This window comes from Flavobacterium zhairuonense (genome assembly GCF_004352915.1).
GTDB lineage: Bacteria > Bacteroidota > Bacteroidia > Flavobacteriales > Flavobacteriaceae > Flavobacterium > Flavobacterium zhairuonense.
Genome location: NZ_SJSY01000071.1, coordinates 234828 through 259510, shown reverse-complemented (window position 1 = coordinate 259510; position 24683 = coordinate 234828). Strand labels below are relative to the sequence as shown.

The window sequence follows — 24683 nt, the reverse complement described above, 5'->3', positions numbered from 1 at the left end:
CAAATGTACTAAATTTGTACTAAATATAATTTTCTTATACATTTAGTACAACTAATTGATACTAACACAAAACTCTGAATCACTCTAATGAAAATCAAAAATATAATCTCAGTCCTGGAAGAAATGTCACCTTTGGCTTACGCCGAGGATTTTGACAACGTGGGACTTTTAGTTGGCAATTCGGAAACCGAAAGTACAGGCGTTTTAGTTTGCCACGATGCCTTAGAAAATATAATTGATGAAGCAATTGCTAAAAATTGCAATTTGGTAGTTTGTTTTCATCCGATACTATTTTCTGGAATAAAAAAAATCACAGGCAAAAATTATGTTGAGCGCGCCATTTTAAAAGCAATCAAAAACGACATTGCTATTTATGCGGTTCACACAGCACTTGACAATCATTCGGCCGGCGTAAATAAAATTTTCTGCGATGCTTTGGGTTTGACAAATACCAAAGTTTTGATTCCAAAGCAAAATTTCATTCAAAAATTAGTGACTTATACCGTTCCCGAAAATGCTCAAAAGGTACGTCAAGCTTTGTTTGATGCTGGTGCAGGAACGATTGGGAATTATGAAAATTGCAGTTTTAATTCCAACGGAATTGGCACATACAAAGGAAATTCTGAAAGCAATCCTGTAATTGGAGAACGTTTTGAATTGACAGAAACGGAAGAAATCAAAATTGAAGTTACGTTTGAAAAGCATCTTCAATCCCGAATTTTAAAGGCACTTTTCGAAAATCATATTTATGAAGAAGTCGCTTATGAGATTTATAATCTTGAAAATTCACATCAGAATATAGGATTGGGAATGATTGGTGAATTTGAAAATGGAATGGATGAGAAAGATTTTCTGCATTTCGTAAAAGATAAAATGATTGCAGATGGAATTCGCCATTCCGCATTTTTAGGAAAAAAAATAAAAAAAGTTGCCGTTTTAGGCGGATCAGGAAGTTTTGCAATAAAAAATGCAATACAAGCCGGAGCCGATGCTTTTTTGACTGCCGACTTAAAATACCATCAATTTTATGAAGCCGAAAACAAGCTTCTTTTAGCCGATATTGGTCATTTTGAGAGCGAACGCTATACAAAAAACTATATTGTTGATTTTCTTCGAAAAAAAATTCTTAATTTTGCAATCATTTTATCGGAAGAAAATACAAATCCAGTTAAGTACTTATAGAATATGGCGAATACGAAAGAATTAAGTGTTGAGGACAAGTTAAGAGCAATATACGATTTACAGCTTATTGACTCTAGAATTGACGAAATCAGAAACGTTAGGGGAGAACTTCCTTTAGAAGTTGAAGATTTAGAAGATGAAGTTGCAGGTTTGAGCACTCGTTCAGAGAAACTGAAAGGTGAACTTGAGGTAATTGAGGAGCAAATCAAAGCAAAGAAAATTGCTATTGAGGAGCACAAAGAGGTTATTAAAAAATACACAAAACAACAAGAATCAGTTCGTAATAACAGAGAATTTAATTCTTTGACAAAAGAAGTTGAATTTCAAGAATTAGAAATTCAATTGGCTGAAAAGCAAATCAAAGAGATGAAAGCTTCTATCGAGCACAAAAAAGAAGTTATTTCTAATTTAAAAGAAAAACTTGATGCTAAAAGCTCTCACTTAAAACATAAAAAATCTGAATTAGACGCTATCATGGCTGAAACTCAGAAAGAAGAAGCTTTCTTAACTGAGAAATCTGCTGAATATGCTGCTCAAATCGAAGACAGATTATTAGCGGCTTACAACAGAATCAGAAGCAGTGTTCGTAACGGATTAGCTGTAGTTTCTATCGAAAGAGGAGCTTCTGCTGGATCTTTCTTTACAATTCCACCACAAACTCAGGTTGAAATTGCTTCAAGAAAGAAAATCATCACTGATGAGCACTCTGGAAGAATTTTAGTTGACACGCAACTAGCTGAAGAAGAAAAAGAAAAAATGGAACAATTGTTCGCAAAATTCTAAATATAAAGTCCCGATAAATCGGGACTTTTTTTTTGCACTTATTTTTTCGCCTCAAATTTCACTAATTATTCTTTTATCTATCATACTGAGAATAAAAAATTAGTGTTCATTTGTGCAATTCGTGGCAGACCTTTTTTTACCTTTAGAAAAAATTTAAGTTTTGGGAATTAAAAAAAACATTCGTTTCATCACATTAAAATCAGTTGGATCTTATATTAACTTTTTAAGTTATGTTCGTCCTCAAAAAGCTGTTGAACTTTCTTATGCACTCTTCAGCCAGCCTAGAATTGGCCGATTAAAAAAAGAAGAACTCCCAAAAGTTTTAAAAAATACCGAAACAGAAATTTTTCATCACAACGAGCATCATTTTCAAACTTATATTTGGAAGGGAAATGAAACCAAGATTTTATTGGTTCATGGCTGGGAAAGCAATGCTTCACGCTGGAAAAAAACCTTGCCACATCTTCAAAAATCGGGAAGCACTATAATTGCCATTGACGCGCCTGCTCACGGACAAAGCAGTGGAAAAGAATTCAACGTGCCTCTTTATGCCGAATTTATCAATAAAGCGGTCGAAAAATATCAGCCAGAAATCATTATCGGACATTCTATTGGTGGTGCAGCGTCTGTATATCATCAATATTTATTTCCGAATACGAGCATTAATAAAATGGTGATTTTAGGAGCGCCATCAGAACTGAAGACTTTGATTGACAATTATGTTTCAATGTTAAGTTTGAACAGCAAAATGTTTTCGCTTTTAGAAAGCAAATTCTTAGATCGATTCAATTTTAAACTTGAGGATTTTTCTGGGCAAAAATTTGCGTCAGAATTTAATATTCCGGGATTAATTGCGCATGATGTTTCAGATAAAATTGTTGCTTTTGAAGAAGGAAAAAAAATAGCCAGCAAGTGGAAAAACAGCAAATTTATTGAAACAACTGGCTTAGGCCACGGAATGCATGACGACGATTTATACGATCAAGTGATTGATTTTTTGTTTTCTGAAGGGACAAAGTAACAAATGGACAAAGGTTTTTCAAAAATCCAAAATTTGAATTCTAAAATCTACAATTAAAATGATAGCCGTAATTTTTGAAGTAATTCCTAATGAAGGAAAAAAAGAAGAATATCTAGATATCGCCGCGAGTCTGAAACCAGAATTAAGTCATATTGACGGATTTATTTCAATAGAACGATTTCAAAGCTTAAGTGATTCTGAAAAAATTTTGTCTTTATCTTTTTGGAGAGATGAAGCAAGTATCCAGCAATGGAGAAATCTTGAAATGCATCGTCACGCTCAAGAAAAAGGCCGAAACGGCATTTTTAAAGATTATCATTTACGAATCGCAACTGTAGTTCGTGATTATGGAATGTTTGAAAGAAATGAAACTCCAGAAGATAGTCGTGAGTTTCATCATCGATAAAGATTCTGAGATGCTAAGATTCTAAGCCTCTAAGTTTTTAAATCTAAAATCAATCCCGATAGTTATCGGGACTAAAATCATTTTTTTGCCTACTTTTGCAGTATGGAAGAGAATTTAAAACGTCTGAATAAATTCATTGGAGAAACTGGTTATTGTTCTCGTCGCGAAGCGGATAAGCTAATCGAAGAAGGACGCGTAACTTTAAATGGTGCTGTTGCCGAAATGGGAACCAAAGTTTCACCAGATGATGAAATACGCATAGACGGAAAGTTAATCGTGGAAAAGCACGAAAAAATGATTTATTTGGCATTCAACAAACCTGTTGGAATTGAGTGCACAACTAACTTAGAAGTTCGAAATAATATTGTCGATTATATCAATTATCCTAAACGTATTTTCCCGATTGGAAGATTGGATAAAGCCAGTGAAGGATTAATTTTCATGACCAATGATGGCGATATCGTAAATAAGATTCTGCGCGCAAGAAACAACCACGAAAAAGAATACACGGTTACAGTAAACAAACCTATTACAGAACGCTTTATTCAAAGAATGGGAAATGGAGTTCCGATTTTAGATACTGTTACCAAAAAATGTAAAGTGGAGCAAATCAGCAAATACACTTTTAAAATCATTTTGACACAAGGTTTAAATCGTCAAATTAGAAGAATGTCTGAATATTTAGGGTACGAAGTTACAGCATTGAAGCGTATCCGAATTATCAATATTTCATTAGACGTTCCGGTTGGTCGTTACCGCGATTTGACTGATGACGAAATAAAGGAATTAAATCAGTTGATAGAACCTTCGAGCAAAACCGAAGAAGCAAGTTTGCCAAAAGTTGAAGCTCCTGCTCCAACTCGAAGAAAAACTTTTATCTCAAAACATGATCCTAGATTTCGAAAAAGAGGTGATAATTAAACTGAATTCATAAAAAAATCCGAACTGCAAAACAGTTCGGATTTTTTATTTTTATTTTTTCTCTGTTAGAAAATCATAATATAAAGCTTTAGACAAAAATGTAGAATTTTGGTAAAAATCGACTAGTTCTTCTCGCTCCATTTCGGTTTTACCTCCATCTAAATGATTTTTTTCAAAATACGCTCTGCGTGCCTCTTCATTAAAATTCAAACTGCTTAAAAATTGCGCCGTTACTCCTTTATTTACAGAGATATTATAATTGGTAATTAGATTTCCCCAATTTACATAACTACAAATAAGAACGGTTCCGTAGAAATACCAAACCATTTGATTGACTAAATAAGCGTTTGTTTTTTGTTTTGAAATTTTCAAAAAAGTGTAAACCAAACCAATAATTGCTAAAACAAGAAAAGCATAAACTCCAAGGCGTTTGTAAGTCAAACCAAAAAACGAAACATATTCCGAATTTTTAATGATCGTACTTACAATCAAAATTCCATTTAAAAAAATCCAGATTTTAGCCAATGTTTTAAGAAGAGTTGCTTTTTTGTCAAAATTGAATCCACCTTTGAAATAAAACATAATTACGCCAACAGCCATTAAAATTGAAAGGATAACAGAATTTACTCTTTCATGCGTATCGGCACTCAATTTAGAAGCTTGCGCGGTAACTACTTCAAAAAACTGCTCATAATTATACGTTACGATAAAAACCAAAAGCATCAAATTCAGTAATCCTAAAGTAATTACACCGCTTTTTCTTTCGAAATCCAAATCCAAAAATGAAAATGTATTCTGATTTTTGACTTCGGCAATATTCTTAAATTCATTATCAAGAAGTTCATTTTTTTCATAACAAACTTCAGGAACCCAATAATTCCAAAAACTAAATGAAATATAAAAACCAGCAATACTCAACAGCAAAAACTGCGGCACATCAATATCTAATTGATAATCTGTAAAAAGAGAAGAAAAATGTTTGCTTCCAAAAGAATAGACAACGAAAAATAATCCTAAAAAAACAGCTGGAATCAAAACAAAAGCAACCAACTTTTTAGCAAAATTATTATGAATTTGCTTTTCTGGAAGCCATTGCTTGAAAATCCAAATACGTCCTAAAGAAGTTATTCCGTTTAAGATTATCAATGGAAAAATCTGAATGATTTTTAATTTATTTTCCTGCGTTTTGAATTGCAAAAATAAAATTGAAAGTGCCATTGCAAAAAAAGAAGCAGCATCTCCGTACCATCCAAAAGCAAGAGCAGACAAAACTGATGTCACTACCAAAATTAAATGTGTTCTTTCGGTAAATCGATCTTGAAAGAAATAACAAATAAAACCTGTTAAGACAAGTCCAAAAATAGACCAGTTCAGTCCTGGATCTTCTCTATAAAAAAGCAGTAAAAAAACAAAACTGCAAACGAAAATAATGTGGTGTTTTTTCATGGTTATTTAATTAAAAGTACTTTGTATTTCAAAGTTATTAGACAAAAAAATATAGTTATTAAGATTTCATTAATTTTTCAAGATAAGAAAGATGTTCTTTAAAAGCCGCACGTCCTAAAGCAGTTACTTGGTAGGAAGTTTTTGGCTTTTTGCCCACAAATTCTTTTTTAACTTCAATATATTCTGATTTTTCAAGAGCAGATGCATGACTCGCTAAATTACCGTCAGTGATATTCAAAAGGGTTTTCATCTCGGTAAAATCTACCCAGTCATTAACCATCAGAACGGACATAATTCCCAATCTGACACGGCTTTCAAAATCTTTATTTAGTTTATCAATAATTCCCATTGGGTTATTTGTATTTTTTGAACGCTACTAATCCGTATATGATATGAAGGACTCCAAATCCAATGATCCAAAATATCAATCCATATCCAATATAGAAAAGCGAAATACATCCTAAAACTAATTCCGAGAAACCTAAATATTTAATATCAGTGAAAGTATATTTTTCTGCATTTACAACTGCAAGTCCATAAAATATTAAAGTTGACGGCGCAATTAATCCATAATTTCCATGATAGATCAAAGCCAAACAAAATATCCCTCCCGCTGCAAGCGGAACAGCTAAATTAAACAACATATTTTTTGTTGCTGATGTCCAAATCGGCAAATTGTATTTTCGGCTTTTTCTAATAGTAAAAAAGGCTCCAAATACAAATGCGCAAACCAAAATTACAATTCCAATCCAAAATAGCTCTGACACCAAATCAACTGAATATGATCTGCTATAATCATTATTATAATTATTCCCAAAATCACTCCCATAATCAATACCATTTGCTTTAAATATTTGGTAAACATACAAACCGCCTATTAAAGCCGAAAGTCCTGCAAAAACTCCTGAAAGCCCGCTTAATGATATAAATCTTGAAGAACGCTCCATCATGGAACGAATATGTGCTAAATCTTCTTGGTGTTTCTGGTTCATAATAAAAGTACTTTGCAGTACAAAGTTATTATTTATTTTGAATTGGCAAATAAAAATCGAAAAATATTTTTCTCCTAAAAAATACTTGTACAGTTTTCAAAACTTATTAGGTTTTAAATTAAATCATTTTCTTCAAATTAAAACCATCGTCTTCTTTTAAAAAGAAATACGCCGATAGCCGATAAAACGATCGAAATCGAAAGAAGAATCCAGATTCCATATTTAATTTCTTCCAGGCCGTTAGGAACATTCATACCGTATAAACTGGCAATTAATGTTGGAATCATCAGAATAATAGAAATCGAAGTCATTTGCTTCATGATATTATTCATGTTATTCGAAATCACAGAAGCATATGAATCTACCATTCTTGTCAAGATATTGCTGTAAATATTTGCTGTATCTTGCGCCTGACTTAATTCAATTTCGACATCTTCTACTAAATCTATATCGTAATTTTCGGTTTGAATTTTTAGATTTTTGATCCGATGAAATAAAACATCATTTCCTTTTAATGAAGTGATAAAAAATACGAGACACTTCTCAATTTGAAGTAATCCCTGTAATTCTTCATTTTTAATCGATTTCTCCAGGTTATCTTCTGCCAGTTTAATTTTTTGATTGATTTGTTTAAGGTATTTCAAATACCAAACGCTTGACGAAAGCAAAAGTCTTAAAACGAGACAAAAATTATCGTTGATCTGAATGTGTTTTTTCTGAGAATAACGAACAAGGTCACAGATAATTTCGGTTCTGTAAAAACTGATGGTTACTTTGATATCACCTTTAAAAACAAATCCTAAAGGTATGGTGTAAAATGGTAATTTTATATCATCTCTTTTTATTGGAACGCGCAAAATTACTAATGTCCACCCATCCTCCGTTTCAATACGGGGCCTTTCGTCGATATCTTCAATGTCATTGTAAAAAGCTTCGGGAATTTGAAGTTCTTCTAATAAATATTTTTTTTCTTCTAACGTTGGTGATTCTACGTTAATCCAACAATTCGAACTCCATTCTGGAATTTCAAATAATCCGTCATTACTCTTAAAAAATGTTTTCATCTCAAACTCCGAATGTTTTTTAAATCACTTGTTGTAAAATCAAAAAGCCCATCTTTACGAGATGGACTTTCTGTATTGATTTTTATTTTTTGTATTATTTTCTTGCGCTTCTCATTTTACGAGCTAAAAGCGTATTTTTTAATAACATTGCAATTGTCATTGGCCCTACTCCACCTGGAACTGGCGTAATAAACGATGCCTTTTTGCTTACGCCATCAAAATCAACGTCACCTTTGATAACGTAACCTTTTGGATTTGATGCATCATCTACGCGAGTGATTCCAACGTCGATAACGGTAACTCCTTCTTTCACCATATCCGCTTTTAAGAATTCTGGAACCCCTAAAGCTGTGATAATGATATCTGCGTTTTTAGTAAATTCTGCTAAATCTTTAGTTCGGCTGTGTGTTAACGTAACTGTCGAGTCACCAGGATTTCCTTTACGGCTCATTAAGATACTCATTGGACGCCCTACAATGTGGCTTCTTCCAATTACAACAGTATGTTTTCCTGCAGTTTCAACTTTATAACGCTCTAACAATTCCATAATTCCAAATGGCGTCGCAGGAATAAAACTTTCCATTTCAAGAGCCATTCTACCAAAGTTAGTTGGATGAAAACCATCTACATCTTTATCTGGATCGATTGCTAATAGAATTTTTTGCTCATCGATATGCTTTGGCAAAGGCAACTGAACGATATATCCGTCGAGGTTATCATCTTCATTCAATTCTTTTATTTTTGCTAAAAGCTCGTCTTCTGTAATAGTTTCTGGCAAAGCAACTAAAGTTGAATCGAAACCAATTTCTTGGCATGACTTTACTTTACTTCCTACGTAAGTCAAACTTGCTCCGTTATTTCCCACTAAAACCGCTGCCAAATGAGGTACTTTTCCTCCAGCTGCTTTTATAGATTGAACCTCGGCTGCAATTTCGTTTTTAATGTCGTTAGATGTCTTTTTACCGTCTAGTAGTTGCATTGTGTGTTGTTTTGTTTCAGGTTTTAATTTTTGTTCAAAGTTTCATGTTTCAAGTTGAAAAACGAAACTCTTATATATTTAATTAAAAAAGTTTCAAGTTTTGGTTTCATAACTTGAAACCTGAAACTTGAAACTTTTAATTTTATTATCTCGGCATTCCTCCTGGCATTCCTTTCATGCCTCCCATCATTTTCATCAGATTTTTTCCGCCTGGACCTTGCATCATCTTCATCATTTTGCTCATTTGGTCGAATTGCTTCATCAGCTGATTTACTTGCTCGACTTTAGTTCCGGAACCTTTAGCGATTCTGGCTTTTCTTTTTACGTCGATAATGGCTGGCTTGCTTCTTTCTCCGGGTGTCATCGAATAAATGATCGCTTCGATATGTTTGAAAGCATCATCCTCAATTTCTACATCTTTCATGGCTTTTGAAGCTCCTGGTATCATTCCTACCAAGTCTTTCATGTTACCCATTTTCTTTACTTGCTGAATCTGCGTTAAGAAATCATCAAAACCGAATTCGTTTTTCGCGATTTTCTTTTGAAGTTTTCTAGCTTCTTCTTCGTCAAATTGTTCTTGAGCTCTTTCAACAAGCGACACAACGTCTCCCATTCCTAAGATACGCTCAGCCATACGTTCTGGATAGAAAACATCAATTGCTTCCATTTTCTCTCCAGTACCAACAAATTTGATTGGTTTGTTTACAATCGATTTGATCGAAAGCGCAGCTCCACCACGAGTATCACCATCTAATTTCGTTAAGATAACTCCATCAAAATTCAAGATATCGTTGAAAGCTTTTGCTGTATTTACAGCATCTTGTCCTGTCATAGAGTCTACAACGAACAAAGTTTCTTGTGGCTGAATCGCTTTGTGTACACGCGCAATTTCGTCCATCATTTCCTGATCTACTGCTAAACGTCCTGCTGTATCGACGATAACAACATTAAAACCGTTTGCTTTTGCATGTTTAATTGCGTTTTGAGCAATTTCTACAGGATTTTTATTTTCTGGTTCTGAGTAAACCTCAACACCTATTTGATCTCCCACAACATGCAACTGATTAATCGCCGCAGGACGGTAGATATCACAAGCTACAAGAAGTGGTTTCTTGTTTTTCTTAGTTTTTAAGAAGTTTGCTAATTTTCCTGAGAAAGTAGTTTTACCAGAACCTTGAAGTCCTGACATCAAAATAACAGTTGGATTTCCTGATAAGTTTACACCAGCAACATCTCCACCCATTAATTCTGTCAACTCATCTTTTACCAGTTTTACTAATAATTGTCCTGGCTGTAATGTTGTAAGTACGTCCTGACCAATTGCTTTGTCTTTTACTCTAGCTGTAAAATCTTTAGCAATTTTAAAGTTAACATCGGCATCAAGCAATGCACGACGAACTTCTTTTAAAGTATCGGCAACGTTTACTTCTGTAATTTTACCGTGTCCTTTTAATATATGGAACGCTTTATCTAACTTATCGCTTAAATTATCAAACATATTATTTTCTTTATTTGAAGTGCAAAGATAATCTAATTAGATATTTCAGGCAATTTTTATTTAGATGCATTTAACCGCAAAGTTCGCTTTAATTTAACCGCTAAGAACGCAAAGTATTACGCAAAGCACGCAACTTTTTTTTGCTCGCAATCCCGATAACTATCAGGAGCGAAGTCGCAAAGATTTTTCACGCAGATTTAAAAAGATTTAAGCAGATTTGCGCAGATCATTATTTAAAATCTAAAAAATAAATCTGCCAAAATCTGCAGAATCTGCGTGAAACAATAATCTTTCTAATCCTTTTATCCCGATAGCTATCGGGAGTGGCGATAATAAAAAAGCGCAAAGAATAAAACCTTTGCGCCTTTGTAACTATGTCACTTTGTAACTTTATTTTAGAATTGAAAGTATATAAACGGCTGTGAACCAGCAACAGCTGTTGCGTAAACAATCCAGTAAACAAAACCTAGAATGATAGCTTTTACCAAAATCGGTGTTTTATCAAAAACAGATTTCATTCCGTTTGTGAACGTTTCTGGCAAGAAATGCCAAACGTAACCGAATAACATTAATCCGAATACATTTTTGTAGCCAATGACAATTGTTTTCCAAAGTTCTGGTTCGAATGTTAATTGGCCGATATTATTGATGACTTGTAATGCCGTTTCGAAATCTCTGGCGCGGAAAAAGATCCAACAGAAAACCACAAAATGGAATGTGATTACTATTGAAAAGAATCTCCACAAGAAATTCGGTTTTTTATCTTTTTTGGATGGGAAAAGCTCCACGAAAATTTTATGAATGGCCAAAGCTAATCCGTGTAAGGCTCCCCAAACAATAAACTGTGCTCCTGCTCCGTGCCATAGTCCGCCCAAAAGCATTGTAGTAAACAAATTCAGATTCGTTACGAGAGTTTGTTTCTTTTTGCTTGAAAGCAGAAAAGATAAACAGAAAAGTAAAATGGAAACTCCTGCAACGATTAACGGAATTATACTCGTATTGTAACTAGTAATTCCCCAAACCAATAATCCGAAGAAGAATAAACTCGGAAATAAATATCCGGCGAAAGAACCTTCACGGTTTCCTCCCATCGAAATGTATAAGAAATCTTTTAGCCAAGTGGAAAGCGAAATATGCCATCTTCTCCAGAAATCGGTAATTGAAGTTGATTTATAAGGCGTTCTAAAGTTGACCGGCAATTTGAATCCGAGCAATAATGCAATTCCGATTGCCATATCTGAATATCCTGAGAAATCACAATAAATTTGAATTGCATAACCGTACGAAGCCATTAAATTTTCAAACGAAGTATAGCTCAATGGCGTATCAAAAACACGATCAACAAAGTTTACCGATATGTAATTTGAAATTACTGTTTTCTTAATCAATCCTCCAATAATCAAAAACAAGGCATTGTTCACATCTTGTCTTGAAAGATTTAATTTTTGATAAATCTGCGGAAGGAAATCTTTTGCACGCACGATCGGTCCGGCAACTAATTGTGGGAAAAACGAAACGAAAAATAAATACTCGATATAATTTTTTGTCGGTTTAATTTCTTCTCGGTAAATTTCAATGATATAACTCATCGACTGGAAAGTATAAAACGAAATTCCGACAGGAAGAAAAATATCATGAAGTGCATAATTACCATGAAACATATCATTGAAAGTCACAATCATGAAATTCATGTACTTGAAATAACCAAGCAATCCTAAATTTAAGATTACACTAATTATCAAATATATTTTCTTAGAACTTTCTTTTGTGGCTCTAAAAATAATTTGGCTCAAACCATAGTCAACAACAGATGAAAGCAACAAAAGCAAAAAGTAAACCCCGCTTGATTTATAGTAAAAGAAAAGCGAGAAGAGAATAACATAGGTTAATCTCAAATAAAATGTTTTGCGTAAAAAAGCATACACAAAATAAAAAACCAGAAATAATCCTAAGAATAAACCTGTATTAAATAATAGTTTTTCGTCTGGATTATAAATAAACCAGCTTTTAACTTGTTCTATTGTAATTGCACCAAAATTTTGGATGAACCAATCATTAATGCTATCTATTGTTATCAATTTAATTCTTTGATTTAAAATTATCGTATGCTTTTAACACTGCCTGCGCAAACAAATCACCTTGTTTTTCATATCCTTTTTTAGAATAATGAACCCAGTCTGGACCAATTAATTTCTGCGTTTTTAATTTTCGTATTCCGTCCATTCCTCCAAATTCATCGTATAAATCCCAAACGGCAAAACCATCTTTTTGTGCGATTTCCAAAATTTCTTTGGCGTAATCTCTTATATAAGTATTCGGCTTTCTTCTCAACAAAGATGGCGGTGGCGTCATCACGATTATTGGAACATTTATATTTTGAGATTTTATATTGCTAATAAATTCTCTTAAATGCTTGATATAACCTTCAACTTCTAGATGGTCATAACTTTCATTTGTTCCAAGCGAAAAAACAAGCAAATCTGGATGTACGGCTTTCAGCTGTTCAAAAAACAAAGGATATTTATTGTAATCTGAATATTTGGCACCATTTACTCCAATGCCGCTGTAAAGTATTCCTGGCGCATCTTTTTCTAATACAATTCCGTTCAATTCATATTTTGATGCTTCTTTATTCGGAACTAAATAAATTTTTTCTAAAGCTTTATCGGAATTATAATAATGGCAAAAAGAATCAGATTCTAGATTCAACGGGACAAATTCTGAACTTTTAATTGTTTTTTCTTTGGTTTCGTTTGTTGGAATTTTTAAAGTTCGACCTGCACGAATATTGTTTGATTTTAATCCGTTTGCTTTTTTAATCTCCGCAACCGATATGTTGTATTTGTCGGCAATAGTTGATATTGCTTCTCCTTTTTTAATTTTATGTGTAATTACTTTTTTCTCAGAAGATCGAATCAAATTGATTTGAGATGAAGTTGCCAAATCAAACATCGGCTGGTTTTGCGGTGTAATAATTTTAATCGTATTAAATTTATAGGCCAAATCCTTCACACGCAATTCAACAGCAAATCCGCCGTTGTCACGCCAAAGCCCAATCCCACTTAAACCAATTGGAGCATTTTTTGTTGGAAGAATATTTCGATAACTTTCCCAAGCTCGGTTCGAATAAAAACGCTCGTTATAAGATCCGTTTGTTTTTGCAAGCTGATACGGAAAAACCAAACCTCGACCTGCGTTTCCAAATTGCTGTTGCAGTTTTTTACGCACTTCATTAGTCATTAAATCGCCCTGAATATGCGAATCACCAACATGAACAATATTTATTTTCTGATTGTTATAGCTTTCATTTTCCTTCAATTTTTCAAAAAAATCTTTTAAAACTTTCGCATTATAAATTTGATCATCAGAAACTGGATCAGCCACTATTGAATCGACTTTGTGAATCATGTTTTTTGTTGTTGGAAGTGAATCTGTTTTTTGTGTCTTTTCATTTACAGAGAAAAAAAGGCAACAGAAAAAAATAATCAGTTTATTCATTTACACTATCATTTTTGACAGAAGTAGAATCTGCTTTGGTTTTTCGAGCTGCTCTTTGCTGATTCGCGACAGCTTCACGTTTTTCACGCAATATTTTATATTCTTCGTAACCTTTATTCAATTGAGTATATAATAAATTTCCGATTGCTTTTGCACCACGCTGATTAAAGTGCGTATAATCTTTATTGGCTTTAGCCGGAGTTTCGTCAACCCATTTCACCATCGATCCGTCGCCTCCCATCAAAGTATATAAATTCACAAAACCAGATTCTGTATCCAATGCATATCTTTTTTGAGATCTCATCAAAGGCACAACAGCTGAATCGGTCTTCATTTCTAAATCGTATTTAGTTGATTTATCAGCCGTAGAAACAATTAAAATCGAAACTCCCGGAAAAGATTCTTTTATTTTATTTACGGTTTTTGTCATTCCTCTTTCGTACCAATTATAATTTTTTGTTCCGTAGTTCAACACGTTTGTTCCGTAATGCAAAATAATCAAATCGTATTTCAGATTATTATTAAAACCTTGCATTACATTGGCATTAAACATTGAAATTGGCAAACCAGAATTTCCTCGTTGAGAGAAATTATCCACGTGAACACCAGCTCCATTGTCAAAATTGAATCCATAAATTGGAATAGAATCTGCACTTATGAAATTAGCTTTGAAGGCTTTTAGATGTCCTGAACTTACTTTTAAAGTGTTAACCAAATTATTCGGATTTAGATTTTTCTTCAAAGTATCTTTTCCTATAATGAAATTCACTTTTCCGTTTTTAGAAGCTCTTCCGTAAAATAAAGTCGGATTATCTAAAGTTGTAGAATATTTATTCGTTCCAGCTTCATATTGTACCCAAGTCGGGTTGGTTTTATCATTGGCAAAAAACACATGTCCGTTTACTCCAAAAGGGCTTGAAGGTTTTTTCACATTCAAATACGATTGTGTTTTCCAATTTTTAGAATAAGTAGATTTTACCGACCCGCGCGACGCTGCCGATTCTGAAGTTATTGGAACAAAACCAACACCGTTTCCTCCAAAACGTTCCTGATAATTCATTCTAACGTCTTGAACAATTAAATCACCATCAGTCATTGAATCACCATAATAAGCAATTCTAACATTTGATTCCGGATGCTTCTCTAATTGATATAATTTTTCGTAAAACGAAATCAGATATTGATAACCTTTGTAATTATCAAAAGTTTCAGATGGAAATTCAATTCCTTCTACATTTTCATAAACGATTTCTTCTTTTGCTTCGGCATCTTCGATTGCATCAAGACTATCGTTTGTACCTAAAGAATCTTTGGCAACAGCCTCTAAAAGCAAACTGTCGATCAATACATTTTTTGAATTCATTTTGCTTTCAGAAAAAATCTTATCTGGCAAAATTTGTTTGAATCCAATAAAAGCGACTAGTGCTAATGCAACAATGGCAAAAGACTGAAAAAAATATGATTTTGTATTCACTTGAAAATTTAAATTTTAAAGGATTATTCTCAAAAACTAATTTGAACGAAATTTCCTCTAATTTATTATGAAAAAATATGTGCAAAGATAAGATTAAAGCTTAATTAATAATTGTTTTTATAAACAAAGTAAAAAACAAAAAAAGAGGCCAGACGAATCTAACCTCTTTATCAAAAAAAATAAAAAAAACAAAGCTATTGATTAACTAAATATTGATATCGAATCATCATAAGTTAAAATGAAATGATCTTTTTAGATTTTTTCATTTTTAAGAATTATTTTAAGATTGCGTACTCTAAAGTAGTATTTCCTCTTAAACCTGCATCATTTGTCATAGCAAGGAATTTCACTTTGTAATAATTTCCAGCTGCATCTTTTACAACATAAAAACGATCTGTTCTAATGCTTGGCAATGAAGTTGGCCCACCACCATTTCTCCAGTTAGCTCCAATTACTCTTTGATCTGTTGCAGAAACAGTAAAGTTTGTTTCAACTACATCTGCTTTTGTAAAAGCCTCATAAGTTTTAACAGAGGTTAATACTTGGTAAGCTTGTGTTCCTCCTTTTGAATTTGTAGTAATAAAATCAGCATATCCGTATGTTACCTCACCACTTCCCATATTTAAGTAATTTGTAAAAGTTGTAAAATTCAAATCCCACTTTGTTTTTGCTGGTTCTACTGAAACACTATTACCTGAAACTAAACTAAAAAATGAAAAATTAAAGTCAGCATCTTTTGAGATTGTTTTTTCAGTAAAAGTCGTAGAAGTTAAGTCAGCATATTGAATTTTATATCCATTTCCACTTCTTAAGATTCTAACTTTTTTCCATCCTCTAGCTTCTCCATCAACACTTACTGAACCAACACCTGGTGTAGTAGTAGAAATTGCAAATCCTAGATTTACTAAATATACTTTATTGTCAGCATCTGTAGCAGAAATTTCAGCGATTGCTGTTCCGATACCTGCTCCTGCTCCTGCTAAAACTCCAGTTGGATTATCAACATATCCATTAGATGCAAGAGTTTCACCTGCCCCAACTGAAACATTTGCATCAGCCACCTGAGACAAAGTAATATCTGAAGTAGCTAATTTTTTCACTGCCATTTTAAGAGAACCATTGATGATTACTCTAAAATCTGAACCAGAAGAAAATCCTAAATCCCAAGATGCTCTGTTTACAGATTTAGTTTCTGCAGCACTTAAATCAAGATAAAGTTGATTTGGTTGGTTTGGCCCACCAACAGAAGTCTTTAAGGTTTCTCCCACTGTTGGGATCTCCACTTTATTATCGTCATCATTTGAGCATGATGCTAGTGACAGTAACGCGATTGATAAAAATAATAACTTTTTCATTGTATTCTATATTTATATTAAAGATTAAGGTTATATGCTAATTTTAAAAAGTAAGAACGCCCGTATGCAAGCATTACATCTGAGCCTGAAGCATGAGCTCCTGTATTGGCATTCGTTCTGTTTACATTAACTATGTTAAAAATATTTCTAGCGCCAAGGGTAACTTCTAAATGATTTTTGAAGAAATTTTGTCTAATTGAAGCATCAAGCCAGTTACTTGGATCAACTTCAGACAAAACAAAACCAGAACTTCCTTCGGTAAATTGCTGTGCTTTTCCGTTGTATTTATAATATCCCGAAACAACTGTTTTCCATTTTGGAAACATATAAGAAACACTCGCGTTTAAATTTAAAGTGTATAAAAATTCATCACTCATACCGTTATCTCCACTATCCATATTTTGAGAAACTCCAGCTAAAGTAGCGCCAATATTAAAAGTCAGATTGTCCAGCCTAAACTGATTGGTCGAAGAGAAGTTCCACATTCTGTATTTACTAATATTGATAAATTGATACATTGGACTTCCTGTATCTATATTATCTCCAACATATGCCTGATCGATTTTATCTTTTAAATCCAAATAACTCCCAGCAAATGTATTTGCCATTTGCAATCCAGATGAAAAAGCCGTTATTTTTTTGACACTCACTTCATAAGAAGTACTTTTTTCAGGAACTAAATTTTCATTTCCCACAAAAAAGTGGCCATCGAAAATTTGTTTTGAATATAATTCGTTAAAATTTGGTGTTCTATATCCAGTGCCAAAAGAACCTCTTAACTCTAAGCCTTTATCAAATAAATATCTCAAAGCAATTGAGGAAGCGTATTGATTGTCAAATTTTGACTGAGCAGAAAAACGTATTCCTGGTTTTATAGAAAATCGTTCTGTCGCTAAAATTTCTGCAGAAGCGAAAAAATCATAGTTTTCCAATGTTTTTTGAATCGGAACATAAACTTTGTTTGCCTCTTGAACTAGAGAAAAACCTTGATTGTTTACAAATTCGTATCCTAACTGAAAATCTAATGTTTTACTTTCAAAAAAGTTATTGAATGTTCCCATCGAAGAAAGCACTTCCATCGATTGGTCTTTTACCCTCAAATTAAGGGATTCGTCTCTGGTATATAAATTATATCTAAAATCCTCAATATCTCGTTCTTGCTTTTGATGTGTAACGGTAATATTATAATTTACTTGTGAAAACATTTTACCAATAGCATTCAAATTATTAAAATATCGATTTGTAAAATATCTGCTATCTTCAGCGTAACGATAAGGGGCAGTATTAAAACCAGATTGAACGGTACTATTATAATAATCTACATCTTCGTCTAAAAATTCAAATCGGTAAAAAAAACGGAAATTGCCTTTTTGATACGAAATCAAAGCCATACCATTTAATTGCTCTTTTGGCAACCAGCTGTATCCTCTAGTACCATCATTTTCTATATAATTTTTGCCGTTCTTATCTCCTAAATAACCCTGAAAATCATTTCTATTAATTCCAGCACTTACATACCAATTTTCATTAAAAGTATGTCCAATGCGCAAATTCTGAATATGCCTTCCTTCATCAAAAAGAGAATATTCATTGCCAACCGTTTCCTCTTGAGCGGCAACATTAATATCCCATTTATACTTCGAATATTTTTTTGTAATAATATTAAGAACACCGCTTACTGCATTTGCACCATAAACAACTCCCATTGCACCTTCTACAATCTCGATGCGTTCTACATCATTAAGGTTAATTTGCGAAAGGTCAGTGTTGTTTCCTAAACCACCCTCGTTAACCAATGGAACATTATCAACCAAAATTTTAAAATATTGAGCATCCAATCCAAATAATGAAACGGTCGAACGACCACTTGTCCCGCTTGGTGTAACTGTAATATTTAAATATTGATTTAACACATCTGATAAATTATTCGCTGCTAAATTTTTGATATCCTTATTAGAAATAACTCGAACATTGTATACAGATTTTTTTATAGATTGAGGCTCGATTTGACCAGTCACAACAACCTCAGAAAGTTTTTCCTGAGAGACAATGCTATCTTTTTGCTGAGCAAAAGAATATGTACAAAATAGAAGTCCAGCAAAAAGGGTAATTTTAATTTTCATTATTTTTATTCAGTCTTAATAATGGCGCAAATATATAAACTATTTTTATTTGTTCTAAATAAATTATATATATTTGCAAAAATTTAAAAACAAAATAATAAGTTATGATTACAAAAAGCCTCTATTTAACGGCCGTAATGGCTTTGACTTGTGGTCTTGGTTTCGCTCAGGACAAAAAACAACAAGACATTAAATCAATAAAATCAATGTGTGGTTGTTATGAAGTAAAATTCAATTTCACTGAAACATTTTCATATCCTAAAGATTCTCTTACTTATAAACCATCTGAAACTAAACACGAATCGGCTTTAGAATGGGTTCAATTATTAGATGATACTCCTAATAAAATTGTAATGCAGCATTTATTGATTGTGAGCGATGATATGATCATCAAACACTGGAGACAAGACTGGCTTTATGAAAACACAGACTTATATTCTTTTGACAAAGGAACTTCTTGGAAATATAAAAAATTAGATAAAAAAGCAGTTAAAGGGCAATGGACTCAAAAAGTATATCAAGTAGATGACAGTCCACGTTATGAAGGATCATCAACTTGGGTTCATGTTGACGGACAAGATTACTGGTCAAATGTTGCTGATGCGCCGCTACCAAGAAGAGAGCAAACAAAACGTAATGATTATAATGTTTTAAAAAGAAGAAACATTCATGAAATTACTGCTACAGGATGGAATCATGAGCAAGATAACGACAAATTAGTTAGAGATGACAGCGGAAAAGATGTTTTGTTAGCTCAAGAAAAAGGATTTGATGTTTACACTAAAGTTCCAGATTCTAAATGTGCTGCTGCTCAAAAATGGTGGGCAACTAATAAAGATCTTTGGAAAAATGTTCGTGACAAATGGCAAACTCTTTTTGACAGAAAACAAGACTTAAACTTAGAAGCAAAAGTTGATCGTAAAGCTTTATATTCTCTTTTATTTGACTTAAAACCAGATGCAACAAAAGCAGAGTCTGATGCTATTATCGACAAGTTCGTTAAGAAATAAAACTGTTTATTTTAGTAGTGAAAAAGCCGGAAGTATTGAAACTTCCGGCTTTTTTTTAAAACTATTTTTTATGCAAACAATTACAATTCATTTTGTTTAACTAAAGGATTTGCATCGATTTCAACTTTTGGAATCAACCATTGCCATCTTTTATCTGAAGGAGCGACAATTAAAACTCCATTTGTAATGCCTACATCATGATTTGCACCAGTTCTATCAAGAGAAGAATTAGTACGTTTTAAATCATAGAATCTAAATCCTTCTCCCCATAATTCAATTCTTCTCTGAAGTAAAATTTCATCAACTAATGCTTGTCCTGAATTTGTTGATAATGTATATGAAGGATTTCTTGTTTTTTCAAATTCGAAAAGTACTGCTGCAGCATCTCCGTTTCCAAGTCTTGCTTTTGCTTCCGCTTCTATTAAATACATTTCAGCAACACGCATATATGGAACATCACATCTACTATCTCCTGTACTTATGGCTAAAAATTTCTGGCTAGTATACGGAAATTTAGCAAAATTTGAAGGAAGTCCCAAAGCGGTATGATTTCCTGTTTTATCAAATATTGTAGAACGAACATCAGTTGTTGGAATCATGCTATAAAGCTTGCTGTTGATTGCTTTTGGACAAGAACGGATTACCGTTGAACTAAAATTTCTAGACATATAAGCTCCGAAATTTGCAAAATATGCCGTTTGCACTTCATTAATATGGCTTCCCCACATCCATTCTCTATTATTGTAATCGTTAAAACCTAAAGCATATTCTGTCATTTGCATTAAAATCATTCCTGCTCTGGCTTTATTAGCATAATCTGCTGCAATTGACCAATTTCCTTGAGTCAAAGCTACTCTAGCTTTCAAACCTTGAGCAACCTTCAAATCTAAATGTGAATTATTTGGTTTTGCGTAACCAATTAATAAAACATTCGCATCATCTAAGTCTTTGTTTATTTGAGCATAAACTTCTTCCACCGTTGAACGAGGGAATTTATCGTTTCCTACAGTCAGGATAAGCGGGATACCAAGTTGAGAATTTATTTCACCATTCACATATCTTTTGGCAAATAACTGTACCAATTGATAGTGACAAAATGCCCTGTAAAGCAAAGCTTGTCCTTTTACAATTTTCTTATCAGCATCAGAGCCGATTGCAGCATCTGTTGCATTTATTATTGTATTTGCATTTCGAATAATTCTATAATACGTTCTATAAGCAAAACGAAGTTCTGAAGAGTTTTCATTATTCATTGCACTCCAATTATAAATTGTCAAGAACCAGCCATTTGTAATTGGAAAAACCACATCATCACCGGCAATATCAATTTGTTCCATCAAACCACCTAAACCACCTTGACTCTGATCCTCATAACTTATGTATAAAGATCTATGAATGCCATTCAAAAGCGTCATTAAATTCTCAGTTGTTTTTGTTGCTCCTTCGTAATCAACAAATTCAGTTGGTTTTTTATCCAAAAAATCGTCAGAACATGCCCCTAAAAAGGTTAATGCTATAAATGCGAGTACTATTTTTATATATTTTGATTTCATAATGTTAAAAATTTAAATTCAATCCTAATGATATTACTCTTGATGGTATATATCTATTTTGAGTTGTTCCATTAAAAGTTTGAGTTGGATCCATTCCTTGGCGCTTTGTAAACAGCATTAAATTTTCTCCGTTAATATATACTGAAGCATTATCAATTTCGAATTTTGATATAAATTCTGAAGGTACTTTATATGATAAATTGACTTGTCTCAATGACAAATAATCAGAACCTATTAACCATCTATCAGAAGCTGCACTTGCTGGAGTATTTCTGTTAACATCCAATCGAGGCACATCAGTTATATCTCCAGGTTTCTGCCATCTTCTAAAAGTGTCTGTGCTTAAAGCTGATCCATAATTATTACCGGTATGCATTAAAACAGCATAATTTGTATCATACATTTGCCCACCTATCTGATATGTGCATATTACATCTAATTGAAATCCTTTATACTTAAATGTATTTCCAAAGCTTCCAAACAAATCTGGAATAGCCGAGCCAGCATAATGATAAAGCGCTTTATTTTGGTCAGTTGTTACATTTACTCCGTTTACAACTCGGAGTGAAGCATCTCCCGAACCAACAAATTTTGGATCTGCTACAAATAATGCGTAACCATCTGAAGGATCTACACCGTACCAATCTCTCAACCAATAATCATAAATTGAATGACCAACTGAAAGTTTTTTAGTTCCATCAATAATTTCTCCTTGAGGAAGTTTTGTAATTTTATTATTAATCGTTGAGGCATTAATATTTAAATTCCAAGAAAAATCATTAGTTTTAACAATAACACCATCCAAAGCCAATTCAAATCCTTTGTTAACCATAGAACCAATATTTTCTACTCTGTTGTCCAAACCAGAAGACAATGGGTTTGGTACAGAAAAAATTAATCCATCAGTGTTTCTATTATAATACTCTATACTTCCTTTTAATCTGTTTTTAAACAAACCAAATTCTAAAGCAAGATCTTTTTGAGTATTTACCTCCCATTTTAAATCTGGCGCTGCCGCGGCATAAGTTACAATACCTCCCTCGCTTCCATTATCATAACCTAAACTATAAGTAGGCTGGCTCACATAATAATTTAAACCATTAATTTTTGTACCTGCATCATTTCTGTCTCCAATTGTATGAGAATCATTACCAACTTGTCCTATTGAACCTCTTAATTTCAAATCATTGATCCAAGAATTTTCCTTAAGAAAATTTTCTTTAGAAAGTACCCACGCACCACCTAAAGACCAGAAATTACCCCAACGATTATTTTCAGCAAATTTTGATGATCCATCTCTTCTTAATGATGCTGAAAAAATATACTTGCTCATATAATCATAGCCAGCTCTCGAAAAGTATGACTCTGTTGCATAATTTCTTGTATAAGAAGTCAAGCCGGTGGTTGTTGCATAATTAACAAATTCAATGATATCTGGGGCTACTTGACCTGTTTTACTGCTACTTGTCCAGTTTGTTTCGTAATCGAAACTTTCATGTCCTAACAATACATTGAATGAATGCTCTCCGATTTTCTTCGAATAATTCAATAACTGATTGTATGTAATTCCTGTTAGAATTTTATCTTCTTTCGCCATCAAGCCAGTTGGCGCTCCATCTCCAATTTCAGTATTATAGGAATAAGTTCTATTTCTATATGTTTTATCAATAGAAGCATTTGTCGTGAATTTTAAATCTTTAGTAAATGAAATTTCAAAGAAAGTTCTAGCTGAAAGTGCCAATCCTTTTACCACATCAGTATCATTTAAAGTTTCATAAACAACGTTTCGTCCATTAGAAGCCCCTGATCCTCTAACTGTTGAATAAACGCGGTCACCATTTTCATCAAGTACATAATCGCCATTTGCTGTATGATCAAAAACTGGGTAAATTGGCCCCATTGTTCTTATTGTTCTAAATGGATTTTTGAATGAACTAGTATTTTCCACTCCATCTGTTCCTAATTTCGAATTGGTTAAAGTTCCTGAAATATTTACACCTGTTTTAAACCACTCTTTTAAACTTGTATTTAAATTCAATCTTCCTGTTGTTCTTTCGAAACCAGATTTTTGAATATATCCCTCTTCATCTAAATATCCTAAAGAAGCAAAATAATTTGATTTTTCTGATTTCCCCTGATAAGAAAAATCTACATTTTTTCGAACTCCTGCTCTTTCTAATTGTTTAGCCCAATCAAGGTCTTGCGGATATAACAATTTAGCATCAGGATTTAATTTTCCATCAGTGCCAACAATACTTCCGTTAGGAACGTTAAAAGGATTAGTTACCAATACAACAGGAACTCTTGCAGATGCATAAGCATTTGCTGCGTCAATTTGTGCTTGATTACCCATTGGGCGACTATTACGAATCGCTTCCCATTCTAAAGGATAATAATCAAGTGCATTTACTCTCGAATAATCTTTAATGGAACGTGAAGTCATCCCAGTACTTAAGTTTAATGAAAACTTATCTTTTTGTGATTTTCCAGATTTTGTTGTAATAATAATTACACCATTTGCCGCTTTTGAACCATAAAGTGATGTAGAAGAAGCATCTTTTAAAACGCTTAAACTTTCAATATCACTAGAATTCAAATTACTAATATCTCCCGCATATGGAACTCCATCGACAATATATAAAGGTGTATTTGATCCATTAATCGAACTAAAACCGCGAATCCTAACTTCTGGCGCTGCACCTGGCTGACCAGCTGAACTCTGAATTTGAACTCCTGATGTTGAACCTTCTAAAACGGAAAGTGCATTTGTCAAAGGTCTATTTTCAAGTTGGTCTGACTTTATTTGAGTAGCGGACCCAACATAAGAAGTCTTTTTAGCAGTACCATACGCTACTACAACAACTTCTTCAAGTTCCTTTCCATCTGCTTGCATTTTCACATTAATTACAGATCCTGAACCTATTGTTACAATATTATTTTTCATACCCATGTACGAAAAAACCAAAATATCACCAGTTTTAGCTTTGATAGAATATTTACCATCAAAATCAGACTGAACGCCAATGTTTGTCCCTTGCACCATAACATTTGCACCTGGAATTGGACCTGAACTGTCAGATATTATTCCGGAAACAGTTTTTTGTTGTGCAAAAATTAATTGCACTCCTGCTATAAAAAACAACAATACAATTCTTGTAATTTTTTGTTTCATTATTTTATTTTTTTTGAGTTATTGGGTGCAACTTAAAAATTTAAAATAATTTTAACAAGAATTAACGGTTTTTTTAACATAAAAAAGTAATCTTTTAACTACAATTTAGAAATGCAAAATTAATTTTTTTATGCTAATTAGTAAGAATTTTATTCTGTATTTAAAAAAGGCCAAGCTTAATAAACAAGAATTTACATAAATACATG

The 24683-nt window shown here is 33.0% G+C and carries 19 protein-coding genes; 6 read left to right on the top strand and 13 right to left on the bottom strand.

The window, feature by feature from the left end:
• Positions 1-87: 87 nt before the first annotated feature.
• The 5 genes from EYY60_RS10130 (at position 88) to rluF (ending at position 4313) form a co-directional block, all read left to right on the top strand.
• Positions 88-1182: a Nif3-like dinuclear metal center hexameric protein gene (locus EYY60_RS10130; protein ID WP_132989228.1), complete on the top strand. Its 1095-nt coding sequence runs from the start codon at positions 88-90 to the stop codon at positions 1180-1182.
• A 3-nt stretch (positions 1183-1185) separates the two neighbouring features.
• The gene (locus tag EYY60_RS10125; RefSeq protein ID WP_132989227.1) at positions 1186-1965 is read left to right on the top strand and encodes a zinc ribbon domain-containing protein; all 780 of its coding nucleotides are present in this window, start codon (positions 1186-1188) and stop codon (positions 1963-1965) included.
• Between the two features lie 160 nt (positions 1966-2125).
• The gene (locus EYY60_RS10120) at positions 2126-2986 is read left to right on the top strand and encodes an alpha/beta fold hydrolase (protein ID WP_132989226.1); all 861 of its coding nucleotides are present in this window, start codon (positions 2126-2128) and stop codon (positions 2984-2986) included.
• 58 nt (positions 2987-3044) lie between these two features.
• A complete protein-coding gene (locus EYY60_RS10115; protein ID WP_132989225.1) occupies positions 3045-3392 on the top strand; it encodes an antibiotic biosynthesis monooxygenase family protein in 348 nt (115 codons plus the stop codon).
• Between the two features lie 102 nt (positions 3393-3494).
• On the top strand, positions 3495-4313 hold the full coding sequence (gene rluF / locus EYY60_RS10110; RefSeq protein ID WP_132989224.1) for a 23S rRNA pseudouridine(2604) synthase RluF: 819 nt from the start codon (positions 3495-3497) through the stop codon (positions 4311-4313).
• A 51-nt stretch (positions 4314-4364) separates the two neighbouring features.
• Here the strand turns inward: rluF and EYY60_RS10105 are convergent, their stop codons facing one another.
• From EYY60_RS10105 to EYY60_RS10055, 11 genes are all read right to left on the bottom strand, one after another.
• Complete coding sequence (locus EYY60_RS10105; RefSeq protein ID WP_132989223.1) at positions 4365-5759, bottom strand: DUF4153 domain-containing protein; 1395 nt, start codon at positions 5757-5759, stop codon at positions 4365-4367.
• Positions 5760-5817: 58 nt separating this feature from the next.
• The gene (locus EYY60_RS10100) at positions 5818-6108 is read right to left on the bottom strand and encodes a winged helix-turn-helix domain-containing protein (protein ID WP_132989222.1); all 291 of its coding nucleotides are present in this window, start codon (positions 6106-6108) and stop codon (positions 5818-5820) included.
• A 4-nt stretch (positions 6109-6112) separates the two neighbouring features.
• Positions 6113-6751, bottom strand: a complete 639-nt coding sequence (locus EYY60_RS10095) for a hypothetical protein (RefSeq protein ID WP_132989221.1) — start codon at positions 6749-6751, stop codon at positions 6113-6115.
• Positions 6752-6888: 137 nt separating this feature from the next.
• Positions 6889-7815, bottom strand: coding sequence for a magnesium transporter CorA family protein (locus EYY60_RS10090; protein ID WP_132989220.1), 927 nt, complete (start codon positions 7813-7815; stop codon positions 6889-6891).
• 94 nt (positions 7816-7909) lie between these two features.
• On the bottom strand, positions 7910-8794 hold the full coding sequence (locus EYY60_RS10085) for a bifunctional 5,10-methylenetetrahydrofolate dehydrogenase/5,10-methenyltetrahydrofolate cyclohydrolase (RefSeq protein WP_132989219.1): 885 nt from the start codon (positions 8792-8794) through the stop codon (positions 7910-7912).
• A 145-nt stretch (positions 8795-8939) separates the two neighbouring features.
• Positions 8940-10292 carry a signal recognition particle protein gene (ffh, locus tag EYY60_RS10080; RefSeq protein ID WP_026727748.1) on the bottom strand — a complete coding sequence of 451 codons (1353 nt, stop codon included), beginning with the start codon at positions 10290-10292 and terminating at the stop codon, positions 8940-8942.
• A gap of 395 nt (positions 10293-10687) precedes the next feature.
• Positions 10688-12370 (bottom strand): MBOAT family O-acyltransferase, encoded by a 1683-nt coding sequence (locus tag EYY60_RS10075; protein ID WP_132989218.1) that lies wholly within the window; start codon positions 12368-12370, stop codon positions 10688-10690.
• A 1-nt stretch (position 12371) separates the two neighbouring features.
• Positions 12372-13790, bottom strand: a complete 1419-nt coding sequence (locus EYY60_RS10070; RefSeq protein ID WP_132989217.1) for a GDSL-type esterase/lipase family protein — start codon at positions 13788-13790, stop codon at positions 12372-12374.
• Complete coding sequence (locus EYY60_RS10065) at positions 13783-15264, bottom strand: SGNH/GDSL hydrolase family protein (RefSeq protein ID WP_132989216.1); 1482 nt, start codon at positions 15262-15264, stop codon at positions 13783-13785. Before EYY60_RS10065 ends, EYY60_RS10070 begins: the two co-directional genes overlap by 8 nt.
• 275 nt (positions 15265-15539) lie before the next feature.
• Complete coding sequence (locus tag EYY60_RS10060) at positions 15540-16619, bottom strand: HmuY family protein (protein WP_132989215.1); 1080 nt, start codon at positions 16617-16619, stop codon at positions 15540-15542.
• A 17-nt stretch (positions 16620-16636) separates the two neighbouring features.
• Positions 16637-18742, bottom strand: coding sequence for a TonB-dependent receptor plug domain-containing protein (locus EYY60_RS10055; protein WP_132989214.1), 2106 nt, complete (start codon positions 18740-18742; stop codon positions 16637-16639).
• Positions 18743-18846: 104 nt separating this feature from the next.
• Here EYY60_RS10055 and EYY60_RS10050 point away from each other — a divergent pair, with 104 nt between their 5' ends.
• Positions 18847-19752 (top strand): DUF6607 family protein, encoded by a 906-nt coding sequence (locus EYY60_RS10050; RefSeq protein WP_132989213.1) that lies wholly within the window; start codon positions 18847-18849, stop codon positions 19750-19752.
• Positions 19753-19832: 80 nt separating this feature from the next.
• Here the strand turns inward: EYY60_RS10050 and EYY60_RS10045 are convergent, their stop codons facing one another.
• Together EYY60_RS10045 and EYY60_RS10040 are read right to left on the bottom strand one after the other, a co-directional pair.
• Complete coding sequence (locus tag EYY60_RS10045; RefSeq protein ID WP_132989212.1) at positions 19833-21305, bottom strand: RagB/SusD family nutrient uptake outer membrane protein; 1473 nt, start codon at positions 21303-21305, stop codon at positions 19833-19835.
• A gap of 4 nt (positions 21306-21309) precedes the next feature.
• Complete coding sequence (locus EYY60_RS10040; RefSeq protein WP_132989211.1) at positions 21310-24477, bottom strand: SusC/RagA family TonB-linked outer membrane protein; 3168 nt, start codon at positions 24475-24477, stop codon at positions 21310-21312.
• Positions 24478-24683 lie beyond the last annotated feature (206 nt).

Coding starts and splice junctions, on each gene's coding strand:
- EYY60_RS10105 (WP_132989223.1), bottom strand. CDS start 5,759: ATGAAAAAACACCACATTATTTTCGTTTGCAGTTTTGTTTTTTTACTG.
- EYY60_RS10055 (WP_132989214.1), bottom strand. CDS start 18,742: ATGAAAATTAAAATTACCCTTTTTGCTGGACTTCTATTTTGTACATAT.
- EYY60_RS10085 (WP_132989219.1), bottom strand. CDS start 8,794: ATGCAACTACTAGACGGTAAAAAGACATCTAACGACATTAAAAACGAA.
- EYY60_RS10130 (WP_132989228.1), top strand. CDS start 88: ATGAAAATCAAAAATATAATCTCAGTCCTGGAAGAAATGTCACCTTTG.
- EYY60_RS10090 (WP_132989220.1), bottom strand. CDS start 7,815: ATGAAAACATTTTTTAAGAGTAATGACGGATTATTTGAAATTCCAGAA.
- EYY60_RS10100 (WP_132989222.1), bottom strand. CDS start 6,108: ATGGGAATTATTGATAAACTAAATAAAGATTTTGAAAGCCGTGTCAGA.
- EYY60_RS10095 (WP_132989221.1), bottom strand. CDS start 6,751: ATGAACCAGAAACACCAAGAAGATTTAGCACATATTCGTTCCATGATG.
- EYY60_RS10125 (WP_132989227.1), top strand. CDS start 1,186: ATGGCGAATACGAAAGAATTAAGTGTTGAGGACAAGTTAAGAGCAATA.
- EYY60_RS10070 (WP_132989217.1), bottom strand. CDS start 13,790: ATGAATAAACTGATTATTTTTTTCTGTTGCCTTTTTTTCTCTGTAAAT.
- EYY60_RS10050 (WP_132989213.1), top strand. CDS start 18,847: ATGATTACAAAAAGCCTCTATTTAACGGCCGTAATGGCTTTGACTTGT.
- EYY60_RS10115 (WP_132989225.1), top strand. CDS start 3,045: ATGATAGCCGTAATTTTTGAAGTAATTCCTAATGAAGGAAAAAAAGAA.
- ffh (WP_026727748.1), bottom strand. CDS start 10,292: ATGTTTGATAATTTAAGCGATAAGTTAGATAAAGCGTTCCATATATTA.
- EYY60_RS10045 (WP_132989212.1), bottom strand. CDS start 21,305: ATGAAATCAAAATATATAAAAATAGTACTCGCATTTATAGCATTAACC.
- rluF (WP_132989224.1), top strand. CDS start 3,495: ATGGAAGAGAATTTAAAACGTCTGAATAAATTCATTGGAGAAACTGGT.
- EYY60_RS10060 (WP_132989215.1), bottom strand. CDS start 16,619: ATGAAAAAGTTATTATTTTTATCAATCGCGTTACTGTCACTAGCATCA.
- EYY60_RS10040 (WP_132989211.1), bottom strand. CDS start 24,477: ATGAAACAAAAAATTACAAGAATTGTATTGTTGTTTTTTATAGCAGGA.